Source organism: Nocardia cyriacigeorgica, from assembly GCF_010868145.1.
In the GTDB taxonomy this organism is placed as follows: Bacteria; Actinomycetota; Actinomycetes; order Mycobacteriales; family Mycobacteriaceae; genus Nocardia; species Nocardia cyriacigeorgica_D.
The window spans coordinates 1-18,565 of record NZ_JAAGUY010000021.1 but is presented as its reverse complement, the minus strand read 5'-3'; the positions used below and the strand labels follow the sequence as shown (position 1 = coordinate 18,565).

Annotated in this window: 20 protein-coding genes, 1 tRNA gene, 1 other RNA gene and 1 pseudogene; 13 read left to right on the top strand and 10 right to left on the bottom strand. The window is 66.3% G+C overall.

Annotated elements, in window-relative coordinates; translation table 11 throughout:
* Positions 1–21: 21 nt before the first annotated feature.
* Complete coding sequence (locus GV792_RS21435) at positions 22–462, bottom strand: SRPBCC family protein (protein WP_163826080.1); 441 nt, start codon at positions 460–462, stop codon at positions 22–24.
* 183 nt (positions 463–645) lie between these two features.
* Between GV792_RS21435 and GV792_RS21430 the strand changes: the two genes are divergently transcribed.
* Positions 646–1,404 (top strand): SDR family oxidoreductase, encoded by a 759-nt coding sequence (locus GV792_RS21430; protein WP_163826079.1) that lies wholly within the window; start codon positions 646–648, stop codon positions 1,402–1,404.
* 10 nt (positions 1,405–1,414) lie between these two features.
* Here the strand turns inward: GV792_RS21430 and GV792_RS21425 are convergent, their stop codons facing one another.
* Positions 1,415–1,777 (bottom strand): hypothetical protein, encoded by a 363-nt coding sequence (locus tag GV792_RS21425; RefSeq protein ID WP_256668605.1) that lies wholly within the window; start codon positions 1,775–1,777, stop codon positions 1,415–1,417.
* A gap of 178 nt (positions 1,778–1,955) precedes the next feature.
* Between GV792_RS21425 and GV792_RS21420 the strand changes: the two genes are divergently transcribed.
* Positions 1,956–2,942 carry a phosphatase PAP2 family protein gene (locus tag GV792_RS21420; RefSeq protein WP_256668606.1) on the top strand — a complete coding sequence of 329 codons (987 nt, stop codon included), beginning with the start codon at positions 1,956–1,958 and terminating at the stop codon, positions 2,940–2,942.
* Positions 2,943–3,005: 63 nt separating this feature from the next.
* On the opposite strand, the gene GV792_RS21415 is transcribed toward GV792_RS21420, so the two are convergent.
* On the bottom strand, positions 3,006–3,716 hold the full coding sequence (locus tag GV792_RS21415) for a hypothetical protein (protein ID WP_163826078.1): 711 nt from the start codon (positions 3,714–3,716) through the stop codon (positions 3,006–3,008).
* 279 nt (positions 3,717–3,995) lie between these two features.
* Here GV792_RS21415 and GV792_RS21410 point away from each other — a divergent pair, with 279 nt between their 5' ends.
* Both GV792_RS21410 and GV792_RS21405 read left to right on the top strand, forming a co-directional pair.
* Positions 3,996–4,712: an MBL fold metallo-hydrolase gene (locus GV792_RS21410; RefSeq protein ID WP_163826077.1), complete on the top strand. Its 717-nt coding sequence runs from the start codon at positions 3,996–3,998 to the stop codon at positions 4,710–4,712.
* A 16-nt stretch (positions 4,713–4,728) separates the two neighbouring features.
* A complete protein-coding gene (locus GV792_RS21405; RefSeq protein ID WP_163826076.1) occupies positions 4,729–5,520 on the top strand; it encodes a Mut7-C RNAse domain-containing protein in 792 nt (263 codons plus the stop codon).
* Here the strand turns inward: GV792_RS21405 and GV792_RS29785 are convergent.
* Together GV792_RS29785 and GV792_RS30390 are read right to left on the bottom strand one after the other, a co-directional pair.
* Positions 5,517–5,657, bottom strand: a complete 141-nt coding sequence (locus GV792_RS29785; RefSeq protein WP_256668607.1) for a hypothetical protein — start codon at positions 5,655–5,657, stop codon at positions 5,517–5,519. The two genes, GV792_RS21405 and GV792_RS29785, sit on opposite strands and share 4 nt — an antisense overlap.
* A gap of 50 nt (positions 5,658–5,707) precedes the next feature.
* Positions 5,708–6,160, bottom strand: a pseudogene (locus tag GV792_RS30390) (LysR family transcriptional regulator); the annotation flags it as partial.
* 114 nt (positions 6,161–6,274) lie between these two features.
* Here GV792_RS30390 and GV792_RS21395 point away from each other — a divergent pair.
* Positions 6,275–6,745 (top strand): carboxymuconolactone decarboxylase family protein, encoded by a 471-nt coding sequence (locus GV792_RS21395; protein WP_163826074.1) that lies wholly within the window; start codon positions 6,275–6,277, stop codon positions 6,743–6,745.
* Positions 6,746–6,756: 11 nt separating this feature from the next.
* Entirely contained in the window at positions 6,757–7,167 is a 411-nt protein-coding gene (locus tag GV792_RS21390; protein ID WP_175583221.1) for a winged helix-turn-helix transcriptional regulator, read from the top strand.
* Positions 7,168–7,216: 49 nt separating this feature from the next.
* On the opposite strand, the gene GV792_RS21385 is transcribed toward GV792_RS21390, so the two are convergent.
* Both GV792_RS21385 and GV792_RS21380 read right to left on the bottom strand, forming a co-directional pair.
* Positions 7,217–7,301: transfer RNA gene (locus tag GV792_RS21385), tRNA-Ser, on the bottom strand.
* Between the two features lie 76 nt (positions 7,302–7,377).
* Complete coding sequence (locus tag GV792_RS21380) at positions 7,378–8,355, bottom strand: hypothetical protein (protein ID WP_163826072.1); 978 nt, start codon at positions 8,353–8,355, stop codon at positions 7,378–7,380.
* A 122-nt stretch (positions 8,356–8,477) separates the two neighbouring features.
* On the opposite strand from GV792_RS21380, the gene ffs reads away from it, so the two are divergent.
* Together ffs and GV792_RS21370 are read left to right on the top strand one after the other, a co-directional pair.
* An RNA gene (ffs, locus tag GV792_RS21375) (signal recognition particle sRNA small type) lies at positions 8,478–8,572 on the top strand.
* Positions 8,573–8,680: 108 nt separating this feature from the next.
* Positions 8,681–9,970, top strand: coding sequence for an aminotransferase class I/II-fold pyridoxal phosphate-dependent enzyme (locus GV792_RS21370; RefSeq protein ID WP_163826071.1), 1,290 nt, complete (start codon positions 8,681–8,683; stop codon positions 9,968–9,970).
* 64 nt (positions 9,971–10,034) lie between these two features.
* On the opposite strand, the gene GV792_RS21365 is transcribed toward GV792_RS21370, so the two are convergent.
* Positions 10,035–10,841 carry a methyltransferase domain-containing protein gene (locus tag GV792_RS21365; protein ID WP_163826070.1) on the bottom strand — a complete coding sequence of 269 codons (807 nt, stop codon included), beginning with the start codon at positions 10,839–10,841 and terminating at the stop codon, positions 10,035–10,037.
* A 219-nt stretch (positions 10,842–11,060) separates the two neighbouring features.
* Here GV792_RS21365 and GV792_RS21360 point away from each other — a divergent pair, with 219 nt between their 5' ends.
* The 5 genes from GV792_RS21360 (at position 11,061) to GV792_RS21340 (ending at position 15,368) form a co-directional block, all read left to right on the top strand.
* On the top strand, positions 11,061–11,633 hold the full coding sequence (locus GV792_RS21360; protein WP_163826069.1) for an HhH-GPD-type base excision DNA repair protein: 573 nt from the start codon (positions 11,061–11,063) through the stop codon (positions 11,631–11,633).
* A gap of 131 nt (positions 11,634–11,764) precedes the next feature.
* A complete protein-coding gene (locus GV792_RS21355) occupies positions 11,765–12,151 on the top strand; it encodes a hypothetical protein (protein WP_163826068.1) in 387 nt (128 codons plus the stop codon).
* A 116-nt stretch (positions 12,152–12,267) separates the two neighbouring features.
* The gene (locus GV792_RS21350) at positions 12,268–12,828 is read left to right on the top strand and encodes a dihydrofolate reductase family protein (RefSeq protein WP_163826067.1); all 561 of its coding nucleotides are present in this window, start codon (positions 12,268–12,270) and stop codon (positions 12,826–12,828) included.
* Between the two features lie 187 nt (positions 12,829–13,015).
* Positions 13,016–13,723 carry a hypothetical protein gene (locus GV792_RS21345; protein ID WP_163826066.1) on the top strand — a complete coding sequence of 236 codons (708 nt, stop codon included), beginning with the start codon at positions 13,016–13,018 and terminating at the stop codon, positions 13,721–13,723.
* A 364-nt stretch (positions 13,724–14,087) separates the two neighbouring features.
* Entirely contained in the window at positions 14,088–15,368 is a 1,281-nt protein-coding gene (locus GV792_RS21340; RefSeq protein ID WP_163826065.1) for an ROK family transcriptional regulator, read from the top strand.
* Positions 15,369–15,738: 370 nt separating this feature from the next.
* Here GV792_RS21340 and GV792_RS21335 read toward each other — a convergent pair whose 3' ends face one another.
* Positions 15,739–16,143, bottom strand: a complete 405-nt coding sequence (locus GV792_RS21335) for a hypothetical protein (protein ID WP_163826064.1) — start codon at positions 16,141–16,143, stop codon at positions 15,739–15,741.
* Positions 16,144–16,532: 389 nt separating this feature from the next.
* Complete coding sequence (locus GV792_RS21330; RefSeq protein WP_163826063.1) at positions 16,533–18,161, bottom strand: DUF2207 family protein; 1,629 nt, start codon at positions 18,159–18,161, stop codon at positions 16,533–16,535.
* Positions 18,162–18,565 lie beyond the last annotated feature (404 nt).

Genomic DNA, 18,565 nt, shown 5'->3' with positions numbered 1-18,565 from the left:
GCTGATCGAAGAGTGTCGCCTCTACTCCACTACGCCTTCGAGCAGGGCCTTCAGATTGGCGAAATTCGAGGCGAAGTCCCGCCGTAGGCTCCGGGCTACCAACGGATCCGCCAGCTTGAACAGCCCTTTCTGCTCCATCCGCATCTCACAGCTGAGGCGGGTGCCGCCTGCCTCGGGCTCGGTGCGGTAGGAGACCTCCATGTGGCTTGGCCCGGTTGCGGCGGTGAACGCGACCTCCCGGCCCGGCTCGAAGCGGACGTATTCGTTGGTCAGTTCCAGCCTGCGGCCGAGGAAGGTGCGCACGGCCATATGCGTGGTCCCGACGCCGATCGGGCCGTCGGTGGTCCGGCGAACCTCGATCAAACCGTCCTGCCAGTCGGGCGCGTGCGTCTGATCGGCGACGTAGTCGAAAACCACGTCGACCGGTCGATCGATCAGGATGCTGTCGCTTACCTCGATCATCGTCGGCACTTCTCTCGCACAGGAGCGAACGTCGTACCGAAATCTTCGCACTTCCGGTGAGACAGTGGTCACTGTCCGGCCGGGCCGTCACATTCGGAGCCCATCACTCGTCTGAGACGTAGACCGAAAACTGCTGATCACCGGGTCGATCGCCCGGTGGCGCGATGCGAACGGAGAACGGCGATGCCTTCCAATATCTTGGTCACCGGCGGCACCGGCACCCTCGGACGTCATGTGACGCCGATGCTGAGCCGCGCAGGCGTGCCGTTTCGGGTGCTGAGCCGGCACGGCGGGCACATTCGCGACGGGATCGAATTCGTCACCGGTGACCTGCTCAAGAACGAGGGCATCGACGCCGCGGTGGCCGACGTCGACACGATCCTGCACCTGGCAGGCGACGCCAAGACCGACGCCGAGACCACCCGGACGTTGATGACGGCGGCGGCACGGGCGGGCGTCGGCCACGTCGTCTACATCTCGGTCACGGCCCCGGATTCGCTGCCGGTGCGGTATTACCGGCAGAAGACGGCCGCCGAGAAGGCCGTAGTCGAGTCTGGGGTGCCGTGGACGACGTTGCGCGCGGCCCAATTCCACGACCTGGTGTTCACCATCGTCAGCACCTTGGCGAAGTCGCCGGTGACACCGGCACCCGGCGGTATGCGGTTCCAGTCGGTGGAGTCGGCCGAGGTCGCGCGGCGGTTGGTCGAACTCACCCTCGGCGAACCGTCGGGCCTGGTGCGTGACCTCGTCGGACCCGAGGTGCTGGAGCTACCGGAGGTCACCCGTCAATACCTGCGCGCCACCGGGAAACGTCGTCTGCTGCTTCCGGTTCGGATTCCCGGCGCACTTGGCCGCGCCTACCGCGCGGGCGACAACCTGGTCTTCGGCTGCGACGAAGGGAAAAGGACCTGGGCCGACTTTCTCGCCGAGCACACCAGGTGATCCGGGCCGATCAGCGGACGATCGTGGCCCCGGTGGCGCCGGGGCCGACGGTGGCGCCTTCGAAGAACTGGTTTTCGCTGACCCCGAGCCGTGAGGTGACCAGTTCCAGTGCCAGCCGCACGACCGACGATTCGTCCGGTGCCACGACCTGGGACTGTTCCAGCCGCGAGGTGCCGCGCTCGACGCGGATCCGGCAGCGCCAGCCGCGCCCGGTGGCGTACGGCTCCGGGCGACCGATCATCACTCGGACCGCGGTGCCGTCGACGGTGAATTCCTTGGTCGCCAGCAAATCGTCGACCGGCGTGTCGGCCGCGATCATGCCGCCGCTGCGCCCGGTACGAGCAAGGTGGCAGCTATTGGTCGTGTTCCCCATCGAATTCTCCCGGTCCCATGCGAACAGCCTGGGAGTCGTCCGTCTCCCATCGGGCACGACCGTATCCCGCGAACCGGGAATCAGCAACACTTCAGCAAACGAATTCACCGTGGCGTCGCACACTGGACGTCTCCCGGATATCGCGCGGGCGCCCGCGTCGCGCGTGGAAACTGGATAGATGGGCGTGCCAACGGCGAATGCTTCGGCCGTACAACAACAGCGACCGATGCGCCGACTGTTCCGCAGCGGGATCTGGTGTGGCTACCTTGTGGCGCTGGCCGTGGTCAGCATCGTCTTCGGAATCCCGACCGATCGCATTTATCAGGCTGCCTGGATCATGGTCGGCATCGCGGCCTTCAATCCCTACCGGCCGTGGCGCGAGCATGTGCGCATTCTGATCGACTGGGTACCGCTGATCGCCGCTCTGGTGGTCTACGACCACACCCGCGGTATTGCCGACAAACTCGGGATGCCGATTCGGGTGGAAGAACTGGTCTCGGTGGAGAGCTGGATGTTCGGTGGGACCATTCCGACGGTCTGGTTGCAGGAGCATCTGGTGTCGGGAGACGAGCAACCGTGGTGGACGCTGCTCACCGGCATCGTCTACACCAGCCATTTCGTTGTCCCGTGGCTGGTGGCTGCCATCTTCTACGTGCAGTCGCGCGGCCGATTCACCAAGTACATGCGCCGCATCGTGCTGCTGTCGTATCTCGGCCTGCTCACCTACATCCTGATCCCCGCCGCACCGCCCTGGTACGCGTCGCGGGAGGGGGTGATCCCGGAGGAGGTCGGCCGGGTCAGCGGCTTCGGATTCGGGATGGTGTCGTTCGATACCAGCGCCGATTGGCTGGAAGCGCAGGGCAATCTGGTCGCCGCGCTGCCGTCGTTGCACGCCGCGTTCTCGCTGATGGTGGCGGTGGCGCTATGGCCGTACGCGCCGAAATGGTTCCGCGTCATCCTGGCGCTGTACCCGCCGGCCATGGCATTCACGCTGATCTACGGCGGCGAGCACTACGCGGTGGATGTGCTGCTCGGCTGGGCGTATGTCGGGGTGACAATTTTGCTCGCTCGCGCGTGGGAGCGTCGTCGACCGCCGCCACCGGATGGACCACGGGAGCCGTCACGGGCGGATTCGCCGGAAACAGCCGATTCCCGGGAGTCCTGAACCGGCTTTCGCCTTCACGCAAGAACTCGACCGGGGGTGTTGCCCCCGGTCGAGTGCGGGGTTCTACTTGCCGCGCGGGGTGAAGGGCTCATTGATCGTGGTGAAGTACTGCGTCAGTGCGGCGATCGCGACCGGCGCGGTGATGAGGAGCTGGCCGGCGAGCGTGCCAAGGGCTCCGATGGCGAGGATGCCGCCGAGGCAGCCGACCGCCGCGGCCGGGATGAACGGTCCGAACATGCCGACGATGGTGGCCGCCGCAACCGTGGCGCCGGCGATACCGCCGAGGACGCAGCCGATCGCCCCGCCACCGATTCCGCCCACCATCGTGCCGATCGAGGCGCCGGTGGCGATCGTGTCCTTCAATCGAGTGAAGGCCGCGACCTCGCGGTCGTAGGGCGTCTTCCAGCTCGCCTCGTCTTCGAAGGGCAGGGCCACCGGGCTGTAGACGGCGTGTTCGAGGTCGAACCGGGGCGTGAGCGTCGCGGTCCGGCCATGAATATCGGCGACAATGGGGAAGAGAAAATCGTCGACGCGGAACTCGAGCGGCGTGCCGGCGAGGACGGTGCCATTGTCGGCTTTGATTTCGAAGATGCCGTTATCCGCGGTCAGTGATCCCGAATCGACCGAGATAACACTATTCTCATGATTGGTGGTAGCTGTGTAGTTGACAGCTTCGGATTGTGCGGCATGCGGATTCGCGCTGGCAGGTCCGATCGCGGCAACGGTAGCTGCGATGACGAGGGTCGATACGGCGGTAATCTTGCGCAGGAGCATCGGACGAAACCTCCAGTGGGGGCTGTTATTTCGAAGTTGCCGCTAACGGTCTCAGGTGCGGCTGAAGCTAGGCTGAAGCAACCTTAAGCCGCTTTCAGGCAATGTGGCCGAATCGCTGTGCCCATTCCTGGGCATGGTGTACGCATACGCGACAGGTCCCTGATCTGGAAACCGACTGAACGCCTTCTTCTGCGATGTACCGGCGACCGTGATCCGCGAGTAAAATGCGAGATCGCGCGTGGTTGTGAGTGGGGGGTCAGTACTACAAGGGATTCTGTTATGGATACCCATACCGACGAGATCGCGGACGGCATCTATCGCATCTCCACCTTCATCCCTGATGTCGGGCCCGCCGGGTTCACCTTCAATCAGTTCTTCGTCGATGCCGAGGAACCGCTGTTGTTCCACTGCGGCATGCGGGCGCTGTTTCCGCTGGTCTCCGGTCAGATCGAGCGGATAAGGCCGGTCGAGCAGTTGCGCTGGATCACCTTCGGCCATGTCGAGGCCGACGAGTGCGGGGCCATGAATCAGTTCCTCGCGGCCGCACCGAACGCTCAGGTGGCCCACGGTGAACTCGGCTGCATGGTCTCCATCGACGATATGGCCGACCGGCCGCCGCGCCGGATGGTCGACGGCGAGGTCATCGATCTCGGCGGCCGTCGTGTGCAGCATTTCGATACGCCGCACGCACCGCACAATTGGGAGGCCAGGGTGCTCTACGAGCAGACCACCGGCACGTTGTTCTGCGGCGATCTGATGTCCCAGCTTGGCAAAGGTCCGGCGCTGACCGCGGCCGATCTGGTCGGGCCCGCATCGGCCGCCGAGGACGCATTCCATGCGACCTCACTCGGACCGGCCGTGCCCGCGGCGCTCTACCGGCTCGCCGACCTCCAGCCGACCACGCTCGCGATCATGCACGGCTCGAGCTTCGTCGGTGACAGCGCGACGGCATTGCGCGAGCTCGCGGCGGACTACGAGCAGCGGCTGGCCGCCTGACCGGGACAATGGTCCGGTGACCGCAGGCGTCGAGCTGCGCGTATATGCCGAGCTGAACGACTTCCTGCCGCCGTCGGCTCGCTACCGGGCGCTGTGGCGGCCTGCTCGTCCGCACCAGACGGTGAAGGATGTCGTCGAGGCCGCCGGTGTGCCGCACACAGAGATCGACCTGCTGCTGGTGAACGGCGAATCCGTCGATTTCGCCCACCGTCCCCATCCGGGCGATCGGCTCGCGGTCTACCCGGTGTTCGAAACGCTCGACATCGGGTCGCTGACCCGCGTGCGCCCACATCCACTGCGTGACCCGCGCTTCCTTGTCGACGTCAACCTCGGTGGGCTCGCCCGCCTCATGCGGCTCATGGGATTCGATATCCGCTGCGAGTTCGAGGCCGACGACGCGGAACTGGCCGAGATATCGGCTGCCGAACATCGCATCCTGCTCACCCGCGACCGCGGCCTACTCGCTCGGCGCATCGTCACCCACGGGGTATTCGTGCGCTCGGATCGTCCCGTGGAACAGATCGTGGAGGTCGTCACCCGACTCGATCTCGCAGGCCGCCTTGCCCCGCTCACCCGCTGCGTGCGATGCGGCGGCCTACTGGCCGACGTCGCCAAGCGTGATATCGCCGACCAGCTGCAACCGCTTACTCGCCGTTACTACAACACCTTCCGGCAATGCGGTGGTTGCGGCCGGATCTACTGGGCCGGTGCACATCAGCGTCGTCTCGACGACCTCATCGCGCGCATTCGCTCCGCGGTCGACGACAGGGCGGGGACGGGGACCGGCGAGGTCGCCAGTGGCGGCTAGCCTTCGGCGTCCGACGAGCGCATCGCGTACTTCTTGATGGCCAGCCGGGCGAACTCGCGGCCCATCGGGGCGACGTCCACCGCCGACCAGGCGAGGCCGTAGTCGAGTGGGGGCACGTCGGCCAGTGGGATGTACACCAGACCCGCTCGTCGCTGAACAGGACCGGACCCGTGACGAGATCGGGCTCGTCGACCGGGAATTCGATGAGGAGCATGTCGAGTTCGCCCCGGCGCACGGCCCCGTAGCGGTCGGATAGGTGAACCTCGCGAATCTGGACATCGCAATCGGGATGTCGCGCGCGGAAGTCCGCCATGATCCGCACGACCAGTTCGCTGGCCCGCGGGCTGGAAAACCCCACGCGCAAAGTGCCGCCGATGCCGCGCGCGGAATCGGCTGCCTTGGCGAGGGCCCGGTGGATACCGTCGACATGCGGGCCGAGGCCCTCGCGCAGCTGCTGCCCGATCGGTGTGAGCACCACCCGCCGGCTCGTCCGCTCGAACAGCGGTGCGCCGACGCGTCGTTCCAGCGATTTGATCAACTGACTGATTCGTGCCCGCGAAACGAAGAGCCGGTCGGCGGTCCGCCCGAAATGGAGCTCCTCGGACAGCGTCAGGAACGCCTCCAGTTCCTGCCCATCCATCCAACGCCCTCACCTATCGGTAAACGCAGCTTACCGATAGGTGAGGAGTTTGCCGTTGTTCCGGTCCGGGCACCGCACGAGGCTTGTCGAAGTACCCGATGGTGAGGATGGACGATGTACCGACAGCGGCTCGATCTGGCAGCGGTTTCGCCGCGTGCGTTCGAGTTGATCGCCGAGCTCGAGCTGGTTCTCCAGCAGGAGGGGTGGGCCGATGCCCGGCTCAAGGGGCTGGTCCGGATCCGGGTCTCTCAGCTCAATGCCTGTGCTTACCACCTCGACGTGCACACACGGGCCGCGCTGGAAGGCGGCGAAACCCAGGAGCGGCTGAATCAGCTGGCGGGTTGGCGTGATTCGCCGCTGTACTCCGATGCGGAACGCGCGGCGCTGGCCTTCGCGGAATCGCTGACTCAGCTGTCCGGATTCGATGTGCCGGACGACTCGTTCGGCGAGGCCGAACGCCTGCTCGGGCCTTACAACCTCGGCAACCTGATCTTGATCGTCGCCCTCGGAAACGCGCGCGATCGCATGTACCTGGCGACCCGGGCCGCTCCCGGGTCCGTGACGGCGAGTGAACGGCGGCGATAGCAATGGAAACGATGCTCCGACGAGCAACCGACACCCCGCATGTGATGGGCGACGGACATCAGGTGGCCACCAATGTTCGCGATGTCCTCAAATGCGTCGGCGATAAATGGTCGGTGCTGGTGATCGCCGAACTCACCGGCGATCCGCGCCGGTTCCTGCAACTGCATCGGAGCGTGCCGGGGATCTCTCAGCGCATGCTCACGGTGACATTGCGCAGACTCGAACGTGACGGTCTGATCGCCAGGACGGTCTACCCGACCGTCCCGATCCAGGTCGAGTACGCGCTGACCCCGATGGGCCGCAGCCTGCTGTCCGCGCTCGAGGTGATAGCCGAGTGGTCCGCACGGCACCGGGCCGCGGTGATGGCTTCGCGCGGCCGCTGGGACGCCGCCGATCTCGCCCGAGCCGGATCGGTGGCCTGAAACGACGACAGGTCAGGACATCGATAATGTCCTGACCTGTCGTTCTCTGCGGAGGATAGGGGATTTGAACCCCTGAGGGCGTTAACCCAACCCGCGTTCCAGGCGAGCGCCATAGGCCACTAGGCGAATCCTCCGTGGTGCAGCATACCGGCTGCCCCCTGCTGGACGCCAAACGGGCCGGTCGCGGCGGGCGCGGGCCGTCGTCGCGGGCTATTTGCGCAGGGCGTCGAGCACCTTCGTGACCTGTGCCCGCGCGGCCGCATCGATACCGTCACGGTCGAAGCTGCTCATCGAAGACACGCTGATCTCGACCTTGACCGAGATATTGCTGTCGTTGACCGCGACGATGTGGTCGAGGGTGCTGGGGATGTAGCTGTAGGTGCGTTCCTCGGTGGCGTAGTAGGCGCGCTCACCGAGACCGCTCACCGTGCCGTTGTCGTAGCCGGTGCCCGTCGTTCCGGTGTCGAAGCTCTTCCACATGTCGTAGCGGGGTTTGTCCTGGTACTTGGAGTCGAAGGAGACTTCGAGGGACAGGGAAGCCTCGTCGCCGTCCTCGCCGGGGTCGGTGTTCTTCGCCCGGCAGGTGAGGTCGCCGCCGCCGAGGCGATCCATCGGCCCGTCCTCTTTGTGCGTGGTCTCGTCGCGGTTGACCGCCCACTGCTCGAGGACTCCGAGGTCGACCAGTTCGCAGGCGTTGCCTTCCTTGAAGGCGTAATCGCCGTCCCAGGGCTGATCGCCCTCGCCTTCGGATGCGGCCTTCGCGATGGCGAAAATGCCGATGCCGATCACCAGCACCACCACCGCGGCGATCGAACCGCCGATGATCCACGGCGTTTTGCTGCTCGACCGTGGCGGCGGGGGAGGCATGAAGCCGGGCGGCGGCACGGGCTGGCCGGGCCCCGGCGCCCACTGCTGCTGGCCGGACGGATAGGGGTTGCCGCCGCTGGGGTACGGGTTGGCGCCCGGGTACGGTGCGGCGCCGCCATACGGGTTACCGCCGCCGGCGTACGGGTCGCCCGGTGGGTTCAGGTCCGAGCGCAGGATGGTCGGATCGGCGACCGGCTGATTCAGGTCGGATCGCAGGATCGTCGGATCCGATCTGGATGGATCGGCTCCGGCACCGGCGTTCGGTGTCTCCCACCACTGCGGTTCCTGGCCGCCCTGTTCGGGCGGATTCTGGTTCGTCATCTACTCGATCCCCTCGTGCCTGAGGGCAAAGGCCCCTCCGATGTTCAGAAGGATCGTAGCCAGCGATCTTGCTGTGCGCTGCCCCCGTCTGCGCGCACCCGCCATGGACCGCTACACTGGCCGACGGATCCCGCGCGGCGCGCATCCTGTGAACTCCCCCAGGGCCGGAAGGCAGCAAGGGTCAACGGGCTCTGCCGGGTGCGCGGGGTCCCCTTATTTTATTGCGCCCAATTCGCAGCAATCGCCGGGTAACGTTGACCGGGGTGTGCCGAGTGATCGGCCCCCGACTCCCACCACCCCACGCTGCTTGGAAAGGCTGCCCAGGATGCCCCGGCAAACGCAGATCGGTTTGATGAGCCATGAGGAGCTCGTGTCCGAACACGAGACCCAGACCGCGAATTACGCGACGCTCCAAACCGAGAAGCTCACGCTGGATTTGACGAGGGGTAAACCTTCACCGGAACAACTCGATCTGTCCGATGCCCTGCTCTCGCTGCCCGGCGACGGTGACTTCCGTGACGGCACCGGCACCGACTGCCGCAACTACGGTGGCCTGCACGGCCTGCCGGAACTGCGCGCCATCTTCGGTGAGCTGCTCGGCATTCCGGTGTCGAACCTGCTGGCCGCCAATAACGCCAGCCTCGAGCTGATGCACGACGTCATCGTATTCGCGACCCTCTTCGGCACGCCGGATTCGCCGCGCCGCTGGGCCGATGAGCCGACCGTGAAATTCCTGTGCCCGAGCCCCGGCTACGACCGTCATTTCGCAATCACCGAAGCGCTCGGCTTCGAGATGATCCCGATCCCGATGCGCCACAACGGCCCCGACACCCAGGCCATCGCGGCACTGCTGGCTGATGACCCGCAGATCAAGGGCCTATGGGCGGTGCCGAACTACGCCAACCCGACGGGCGTCGTCTTCTCCGAAGACGTGGTGCGCGAACTCGTTTCGATGCCCGCCGCCGCTCCGGACTACCGCCTGTTCTGGGACAACGCCTACGCGGTGCACCCGCTCACCGATACCGCCGCGCCGGTGCTCGATGTGCTCGGGATGGCGGAGGCGGCCGGAAACCCGAACCGCCCCTTGGTGTTCGCCTCGACCTCGAAGATCACCTTCGCCGGTGCGGGCGTGAGCTTCATCGGCGGTTCCACCGCCAACTTGGACTGGTACCTCGGCCACTCGGGCAAGAAGAGCATCGGCCCCGACAAGATCAACCAGCTGCGTCACCTGCGCTTCTTCACCGATGCCGCAGGCGTGCGCGCGCATATGCAGAAGCATCGTGCGCTGCTGGAGCCGAAGTTCGCACTGGTGCTGAAGATTCTGGAGGATCGGCTCGGCGCGTCGAAGGTCGCGTCCTGGACCGAGCCCAAGGGCGGCTACTTCATCAGCCTCGACGTCATGGAGGGCACCGCGGCCCGCGTGATCGCGCTGGCCAAGGACGCGGGCATTGCGTTGACCGCCGCCGGTTCGGCCTTCCCGTACCGGAAAGATCCGGAAGACAAGAACATTCGTATCGCGCCGAGCTTCCCGTCACTGGATGAGCTGGCCAAAGCCATGGACGGTCTCGCTACCTGCGTGTTGTTGGCGGCCACCGAGAAGCTGCTCGGTAAGTAGTAGATACGAATCAGCGGCCCCGGCGGAACTTCCTGTTCTGCCGGGGCCGCTGTCGTGACGTCGCCTACGCCGGTTTGTGGGCGAGGACCGCGAACATCGTCACCGACAGGTGGATATCGCCGCTGGCGGCACCCGCGGCGAGGTCGGCAAGCAGCTGCTCGCGTTCGGCCTCGGTGATCGACCCGCGTGCCACGGCCATCGCCGAGACGCGCGAGACCAGCGCACCGGCACCTGCCGGGCGCTCCTGGACCAGTGCGTGCGAGCCGATATCGTCGATGACCAGGCCGGCGTTGGTCAGCTGGCCGGGCAGACGGCGTCCGGAGAACGGGTTGGTGGTCGCGGAGATGAGTGTGTCGACGACCTCGCGGACCACACGACGATCGCCGGGGTGCACGATCGCGGTTCCCCAATCCGAATCCACCACCACGACCCGTCCGCCCGGTCGCACCACGCGCGCGATCTCTCGAGCAGCGCGATCGGGTGCGGTGAGGTGCTGGAAGACGCGCTCGCAGAGCACCGCGTCGAAAGTGTCGGCGCCGAACGGGATGCCGTAGGCATCGCCGGAATGGAACTTCGCCCGCGAACCGGTCTGCGCGGCGTTGCGCTCGGCCGCTGACAGCAGATGTGGATCGGGTTCGACGCCGAGCGCGGTCCCGTCGGGCCCGACGGCCTCGGCGAAGGTGATGACCTCCGAGCCGGTGCCGGAGCCGATATCGACGGCGGTCTCACCGGGACGCAGTGCGAGGGCGTCATGTGCCCAGTCGCGCAACCGCGCCAGTCCGGGCAGCGCGGCCTGGAGGTCGCGCACATCGATCAATTGTTCCTGGCCCGCGGAGTCGAAGCGGTCGGGACGTAGCCCGAAGCTGTTCATGGGTCCATCCATCGTGGGTGTTGCGGATGTGGGTATCGCCGTTTGGGGCATGCGCCGAGCCTACGTGGGCGTGCCTGTGCCCGCGACGCAGGTCTGTGACTGTAATCACTGCGGATCAACACAGGCCATTCATCCTGCCCGGTGCAGCCGCGCTCGTGCACGGGACGCGGGCGGGGTGGGATGATCGGGAGACGTCCGGACGGGTAGGAGGAGCGCATCATGGGCAAGTTGACTCTCGCGCAGGAACCGGAGGCGGACGAGCTGCTGTCGGAGAGCTCGCTGGCCCTGGTCATCGGCATGTTGCTCGATCAGCAGTATCCGCTCGAGCATGCGTTCCGCGGTCCTAAGAAGATCGCCGACCGCATGGGCGGACTCGATATCCACCGGATCGCCGAGGCCGATACCGCCGAGTTCGAGGAACTGTGCGCGACCCCGCCCGCCATCCACCGCTACGGCCGGTCGATGGCCCGGCGCACCCAGGATCTGGCCCGCTATGTCATCGAGCATTACAACGGCGACGTCGAGGCCATCTGGACCGAGGGCGACCCGGACGGCAAAGAGGTGCTGCGCCGGCTCAAGGACCTGCCCGGTTACGGCGACCAGAAGGCCCGCATCTTCCTCGCCCTGCTCGGTAAGCAGCTCGATATCCGCCCGAAGGGCTGGGAGGACGCGGCAGGCGCCTACGCCGAGCCGGGCTCACGCCGTTCGGCCGCCGATATCGTCGACGCGGAGTCGCTACTGGAGGTTCGCGCCTTCAAGAAGCAGATGAAGGCGGCCGCCAAGAAGGGCTGAGACCATACTTCCTGTGCCTTGCCGGGGACGCTCGCGAGCCGAATGATCGGTGTCTGCGGCCGTTTCGGGCCGCTGCTGCTCGACCCCTCGTCACATCAAGCACCAGGAGTTGATCCACCATTATGCGAATCGTGCGTGCACTCGGTCCCGTCGTCCTCGCTGTCGCCGCGGGCACGGCCCTGACCGCGCCGCAGGCCTCGGCCGCCGTCGTCCACAGCGTCACCGTGTCGCAGGGCCTCGCCAATGGCTATGGCACCACCTGTTCCTACGAGATCAAGGCCATCGTCGACGCCTCGATCGCACATCGGACGATGTTCCGGGACAACGGCTGGGAGATCCGCGGCAACGGCGGCCCGAAGAAGGTGGCCGGCGACACCGTCACCCAGATGTGGACGCCGTCGACTCCCGGTGAGCACGTCATCACCGCCGAGATCCACGTAGGCACCGACGAGGTCGTCAGCACCACCGTTCAGGTGGGTAACGGCATCAATCTCGGTAGCGCCTGCGTCGTCAACTGATCGTCCGCCGTGCGGCACCCGGCGGCGGAATGCCGTTGCTCGGCTGCCGCACGGCGATGAATCGGCGGCCTCGGGATCGTCTATATAGGCACAGGGACGAGACCGAGGAGGCTGGCGTGCGGCCGTTGGTAGTCACAGAGAACATCACGGTGGACGGATCCATCGAAATGCTCGGCGACTGGTTCGATCCGCAGGAGTCGGGTGAAGCCGACAATTCCGACCTGCTGGAGGAAACCCATAAGCAGAACGGGAAGGCCGGGGCGCTGCTGCTCGGGCGGCAGACGTTCGAGGACTTCCGCAGCTACTGGCCGAAGCAGGCCGACGATCCCACCGGGATCACGGCCTCGTTGAATCGGATCCAGAAGTATGTGGTCTCCTCTACCGTGACCGACCCGCAATGGCAGAACTCGACGGTTCTGTCCGGCGATCCGGTGACAGAAGTGCGGGCGTTGAAAGAGCAGCCCGGCGACGAGATCGTGGTGACCGGGAGTATCAAGCTCTGTCACGCGCTGATCGCCGCCGATCTGGTGGACGAGTATCGCCTCTTCGTCTACCCGGTGGTGCAGGGTGGTGGGCGCAGGCTATTTCCGGATAGTTACCAGGTGCCGAAGTTGAAACTGCTGGACACCAAGGGTTTCCGCAGCGGAGTCACCTACTCGTCGTACGCGCCGGTGTAGGGGCGGCTCGAGTCCGAGGCAATCCGCGATTCCTTGGTCCGACGGAGATTGCCGGCCGATCTCGAAGCGCGATGGCTTCGCTGGGACGTAGCCCATTGAAATCTCGCCGGGTTTTAACCTCGGCGCCGGACGCAATTCAGTCGATGCTCTTCCTCGAAGGTTTCTTTGAGATGAGGGATTGCGTTTCATGAAGATGAACAAGCTAGCCGTTATCGCGGCGTTGGTGACGGTTGCGACCGGTATGGCTGCCGGAACAGCGGGTGCGGCAACGGAAAAGGAACCGGGCGCGGTGAATTTCACTGCGGAATCGAGCGACACGCAGTCGATCATCACCACCGATGCCGGATCGCTGGCGGTGGAGGGCGATACATTCAAGGTCAAGGGCCCGGATGGGACGGTGCTCGCCGGAACTCCGTTGAATTTCCGGGTGGATGAATTCGAATTTCCGATCGCCGCCGAGATATCCGGGCGGACTGCGACGCTGACGCCGAAATTCGATCTCGCACACGCGGTCTACCAACCCGTTGCGCTGCCGTTCGAGAACAAGGCGCCGTTCAAATCCGAATACGATCGCGAAAAGGACGCGTGGACCAGGCTGACCACCACCGTCGCCCTCGGCGCATCGGTCGGCACGCTGGTCGGCGGTCTCGGCGGCGCGGCGGCGGGCTGCGTGCTCGGCGGAATCGCAGGCGCCACGGTCGCCTCGGCCACCATCGTCGGGCTGTTCGGTCCGTTCATTCCGGCTGCCGCTATCGGCTGCCTCGGTGGCGTCCTTGCCGTCGGCGCCCTCGGCACGGTCGCCGGTCAGTTGCTGGTGACCGCTCCCGTCGCCATCGGCGCGGCGATCCAGTACTTCTCGACGATCAACCAGCCGTTCCCGGCGCCCGCGAAATAAGGGTCAACCACGTCCCGCCCGGCGATGCGCCGGGCGGGGCTTTTGCGCGCCCGCATCCATGAGATGTCAGGCAACGCTATTACCTGCGGAAACAGTTGTGTTCGGACACACATAGGCGTGCAGGGGCTTGGTGCGTCGCGCGAATCGGTGTTACCTTCGATCGCATGTTCACCAGCCGCATCACCGCTCAGCGAGTCACTTACGTGACCGCTGGACTCGGTCTGCGGCTCCCGCTCACGCGGGAACTGTGTTGTCCCTGCTGCCGCGGCTGAGCGAGTTCTCCGGGTTCTCCCGCTCGCGCGCTGCCGCCACACCACACGTGTAGGCACGTCCCGTTCGCCGGGACTTCAGCAAGGAATCACAGATGTCCCTTCCTACCCTGGAACGTACCGTTTCTCGGCCCACCCCCCGTGTCCGCAGTACGCGCCCGGTCGTCGTCGCACCGGAACTACGGATCTCCGACAACCCAGCGGCCGCCGTCCTGCGGGCCGCGACCGGCGGTCCGGTATCTCGTGACAACGCCGCTCGCGCAACAGGTTTGAGTATCGCGACGGTCAACCGTCAGGTCTCGGCCCTGTTGAACGCCGGGGTACTGCGGGAGCGTCCCGATCTGACCGCATCCGGCGCGGTCGGCAGGCCACGGGTGCCGTTCGAAATCGACCACGACGCGTATCTGACGATCAGCGTGCACATCGGTGCCGCTGCCACCAAGATCGTCGCCGCCGATCTACGCGGCCGCATCCTCGGTGGTCTCGCCATTGCCACTCCGCAGACCGGTCAGGAATTCGCCGTCACCACCGTCGCCCGCAGCGCCCGCGCGTTCCTGCAGCGCTGGCATCGGCGTAAACCGTTGTGGGCCGGGGTCGCGATCGGCGGCCGCGTCGATTCGCAGACCGGTGTGGTCGACCACCCCAAGCTCGGCTGGCGTGGCGCGCCGCTCGGGGCGGTGCTGGCCGAAGTCCTAGAGCTTCCGGTGTCGGTGGCGCCGCATGTCGAGGCGATGGCCGCATCGGAACTGTTGCTGCCCACTGTCGAACGCGAAGCCGCCGACGTCTGGTCGGGGCTCGCCAAAGGCAGCAGCCTCTATTTCTACGTCCGCGAAACCGCCGGCGTAGCCGTCACTTTGGACGGTCGAGTGCACACCCCGAGCAACGGCCCCGGCTCGATCGCGCACCTACCGACCGGCTCGGACGTCGAATGCGGTTGCGGCCGTAAGGGTTGCTTCGAGGTGACCGTCGGCGACCGTGCCCTGCACGCCCGCGCCGTCGGCCGCGGAATCATCCCCGCCCACAACGGCACCGGCGGCACCACCATCACCGACCTCTACCGCGTCGCCGCCGACGGCTCCCACTCCGCCCGCGACCTCCTAGCCGAACGCGCCACGATCCTGGGCCACACCGTCGCCCTGGTCCGTGACCTCCTCAACCCCGACCGAGTAGTCCTGGGCGGCCAAGCCTTCACCACCTACCGCCCCGCCCTAGCCCACGTCTCCCGAGCCTTCAACCAAGCAACGGTGCTGCCCCCCACCGACATTCGCATCACCGGCTTCGCCCCCAAAGTCCAAGAATTCGCCGCCGTAGCAACCTCCCTAACCCCCCTCTACACCGACCCGTTACCAACCATCCGCCGCACCACCCTCACGTAGGACGATGAGGGAGACATGAGACCGGTGGCCCCGGCGTGTCGCAAGCCTTACGTCTCCCTCGTCGACATGACGCCGTGAGGGGTGGGAGGATCGAGCGATGGGGGTGTGCGAGGCGCTGCCGTTTGCGGGGTCTGTCGCGGTGCGAGATGGGCGGGTTAGTCGGTGGCAGCTGGAGCGGAAGTATGTGCGGGTGTACCCGGATGTGTATGTGCCGCCTGGGCTCTCACTCGATGCGCGAGGGCGGGCTGTCGCCGCCGGCTTGTGGGGGAAAGGGCGCGGGATACTTGTCGGGGTTTCGGCCGCGGCATTGCACGGAACGCGTTGGCTTGATGACCGGCAGCCTGAGACCGCGTTCCCATATACGGCTCGGTCACCTGCGGACCTGCGGGTGTACAGGATGCGCATACCTGACGACGAGTTGTGCCGAGTTGACGGATTCTTCTGCACCACGCCTGCGCGCACCGCGTACGACCTGGCTCGCCGGCTCGAATTCGATGACGCAGTTGCTGTCGATCTCACTCAGCGCAACGAGTTGGAGCGCCGCAAACGCCTGCCGATACCGCTCGATCGTACGGACCTTTTCCGAGTAGAACTCGCCTGTGTAGTACTCGGTGAAGACTGTCGTGGGCTCGGTCGGTTTACCGCGCCGATCCTTGCCGAATTCCAGAACTACCAGATCCGCTGCCTGTTCGAGGCTCATCCCCATACCCTCCCGCGCTTCTCGCAACTGCCGCCCGAGTTCGCGGCGGGGCAAGGTGCTACTGGTCTCCCTCATATCTTCGAATCCCCTTGGCTCTCGTGTCCCGCGCGCGGGACGTTTCTGTAGCCGGAACGGGTCCGGTACTGGGCTTTTGCCTGGAATCGAACGGATTCCGGCAGGCCACGCCTCCGATCCGGCCGGTGCTGTTGGCTGTTTGCGCCCTGGGTGGTGTGAGTAGTCCCCGAGAACCCCGAATTGTCGTGAAACCCCTTTGGCGCCATAGCTACTCGAATACTTGCAGGTCAAGCATCGAATGGAGGCGATGCGGTCTGGGTTGGGGTGGACGCGCAAGCCCCCGCCGCGGTCGCTGTCACCGGCGCAGTGCGGCCGCCGGTTTCGGCCATGCTGGAAACGCAGCGGAGCCCGGCAGCGAATCGGCTGCCGGGCTCCGGGAAGTCCTGCCGTTAGTTTCCGGCGGGGAACAAACCTTCCACCGCCGTGATGAAGAATGGGAAGTGGCCTGCGAAGCGGTGCAGGTTGCGGTCGCGTTCGAAGCTGCCGAACCAGTAGAGGCCGGGTTGGCGGTCGGCGCTGGGGTTCAGGTCGCGGAAGGTGCGGATCCAGTTGTCGGCGCGGCCGGTGATGATGGTGAAGGGGAGAGCGCGGGAGAAGACCAGTTCCTGGTCGGCGGGTGGGATCGAATCGCGGCGCAGGGCGTCGAGACCGCGTTGCAGAGCGCGCACCTGGCCCGTGAGGGCGCGGCCGTGCGCGGTACGGGTCGGCAGGAAACGCGGCAGCAGCAGGGCCGCCACACCGGCGAGGGCGATGGCGACACCGACGAGGGCATGGCCGGAGGTGAGCGCGAGGCCGATCGTCGCACCGACACCGACCACCAGCAGACCGATCCCCAACCAGATCGGCAGCTTGCGGCGGGCCGTGTCGATGAAGGCTCCGCGCTCGATCGCGTCGGCCAGCATCGCCTCGCGCACCGGGTCTGCCTGCACCCGTCCGGGGGCGCGCAGTTCGCCGACGGTGACGGCTTCGGTACCGCCGGGCAGCAGCGCCTCGTAGACGGCGCGCTCGTACGGGCGCAACTGATCGTCGGCCGGATTCACCCGGGTGATGCGCCAATCCGAATCGCTGATCGGCGCGATCCACAGGTAGCGGCGCACCGCGAGATCGACGACGGTGGCGGCGATATCGGTCGGGTCGGCGCTCTCGTCGAGCAGGACGCCCGCCTCACCGGGCAAGATTCCGTCGGGGGAGGTGAACTGTGCTTTGCCGTCTTCGCGCAGCACCGGGTCGATGGTTGCGGTCCCCGCGTCGGCCTGTTGACGGCGAGCGTGGAACACATACGCCGCCAACGCGGCAAGAGCCAGCAGCAGCACACCGAATGCGGCGAGGACGGGCGCGGTGATGTCGAAGGCGGTCGAACCGGTCTCGCGGATCTCGGCGTTCGCGGGCACCGTGCCCGGCGGGATCTGCATGGTCAGGTCGATGGCATCGCCCTTGCTGAGATCGGTCTGCTCCAGGTAGAGCACGCCGTCGGGCTCGATGTGCACGTCGGCGCACGGCTTACTGGCATTGGGCGGGCCGAGTGTGCAGTCCACGATGCCCATTTCGAAGCTCGGGCTGATCAGCGACGCGGTGATGGAGGCGATATCGGCGTTCATCACCCCGACCCAGTGGAACAGCTGGGTGCCCTCCTGCTCACTGACGGTGTTGTTCACCGAGTAGCTGAAGCTCGACTGGCCGGGGTCTGCGCGCACAGTGAACAGGTCGCCCTCGACCTTCGCTGTGCCCGCGCCCTCGGCGGCGATATCGGTGACCTCGAAGACGCGTTCGGCGCCCTCGCCCGCGGGTACCCGCAGCGGCACCGTCATCGTGAACTTGTCGCCCTCGGGCACGGTGATCTGCTCTTTGACCTCGAGCACGCCTTCGCGGCTCAATTTCAGATCGGCGACGATGGTGATGCCGTCGGCGACGGGCTCCTGCGCATGGGCTTGCGGTGCGGTCGCAGGCGAACCCATCGTGAGCACTCCGACGATGGTGATAAGCAGCGCGCCGACGGCGCCCCCCCGAAGAGTCAGCATGAGTGCCTACTCTAAACAGCTTGCTATTCTGCGTCAGCGGCTGTCGGCGAACGTGAGACGAGGGGGTACGGGGGAGTGACTCAACCACCGTACGGGTATGGGCAGGTCCCGCCCGGTGGACATCCGATCCCGCCCGGGCACCACCCGAACCCCTACGGACCTGCGCCGGGCTACGGTCCGCCGCCCGGATACCGTCCGCCGCCGGGGCCGCCGCCCGGCTACGCTCCTCCACCCGGGTACGGCCCACCACCGGGCTACGGCCCGCCACCCGGGTACGGCCCACCGCCGGGATATGGCCAGCGCCCTCCCTTTCCGCCGCCCCCGCCCGGTCCTGGTCCTCGCCCGCCGTTTCCGCCGCCGGAGCGAGGCGGTGGTGGGCCGGGCGGGCGGCCATAGGGAACGGG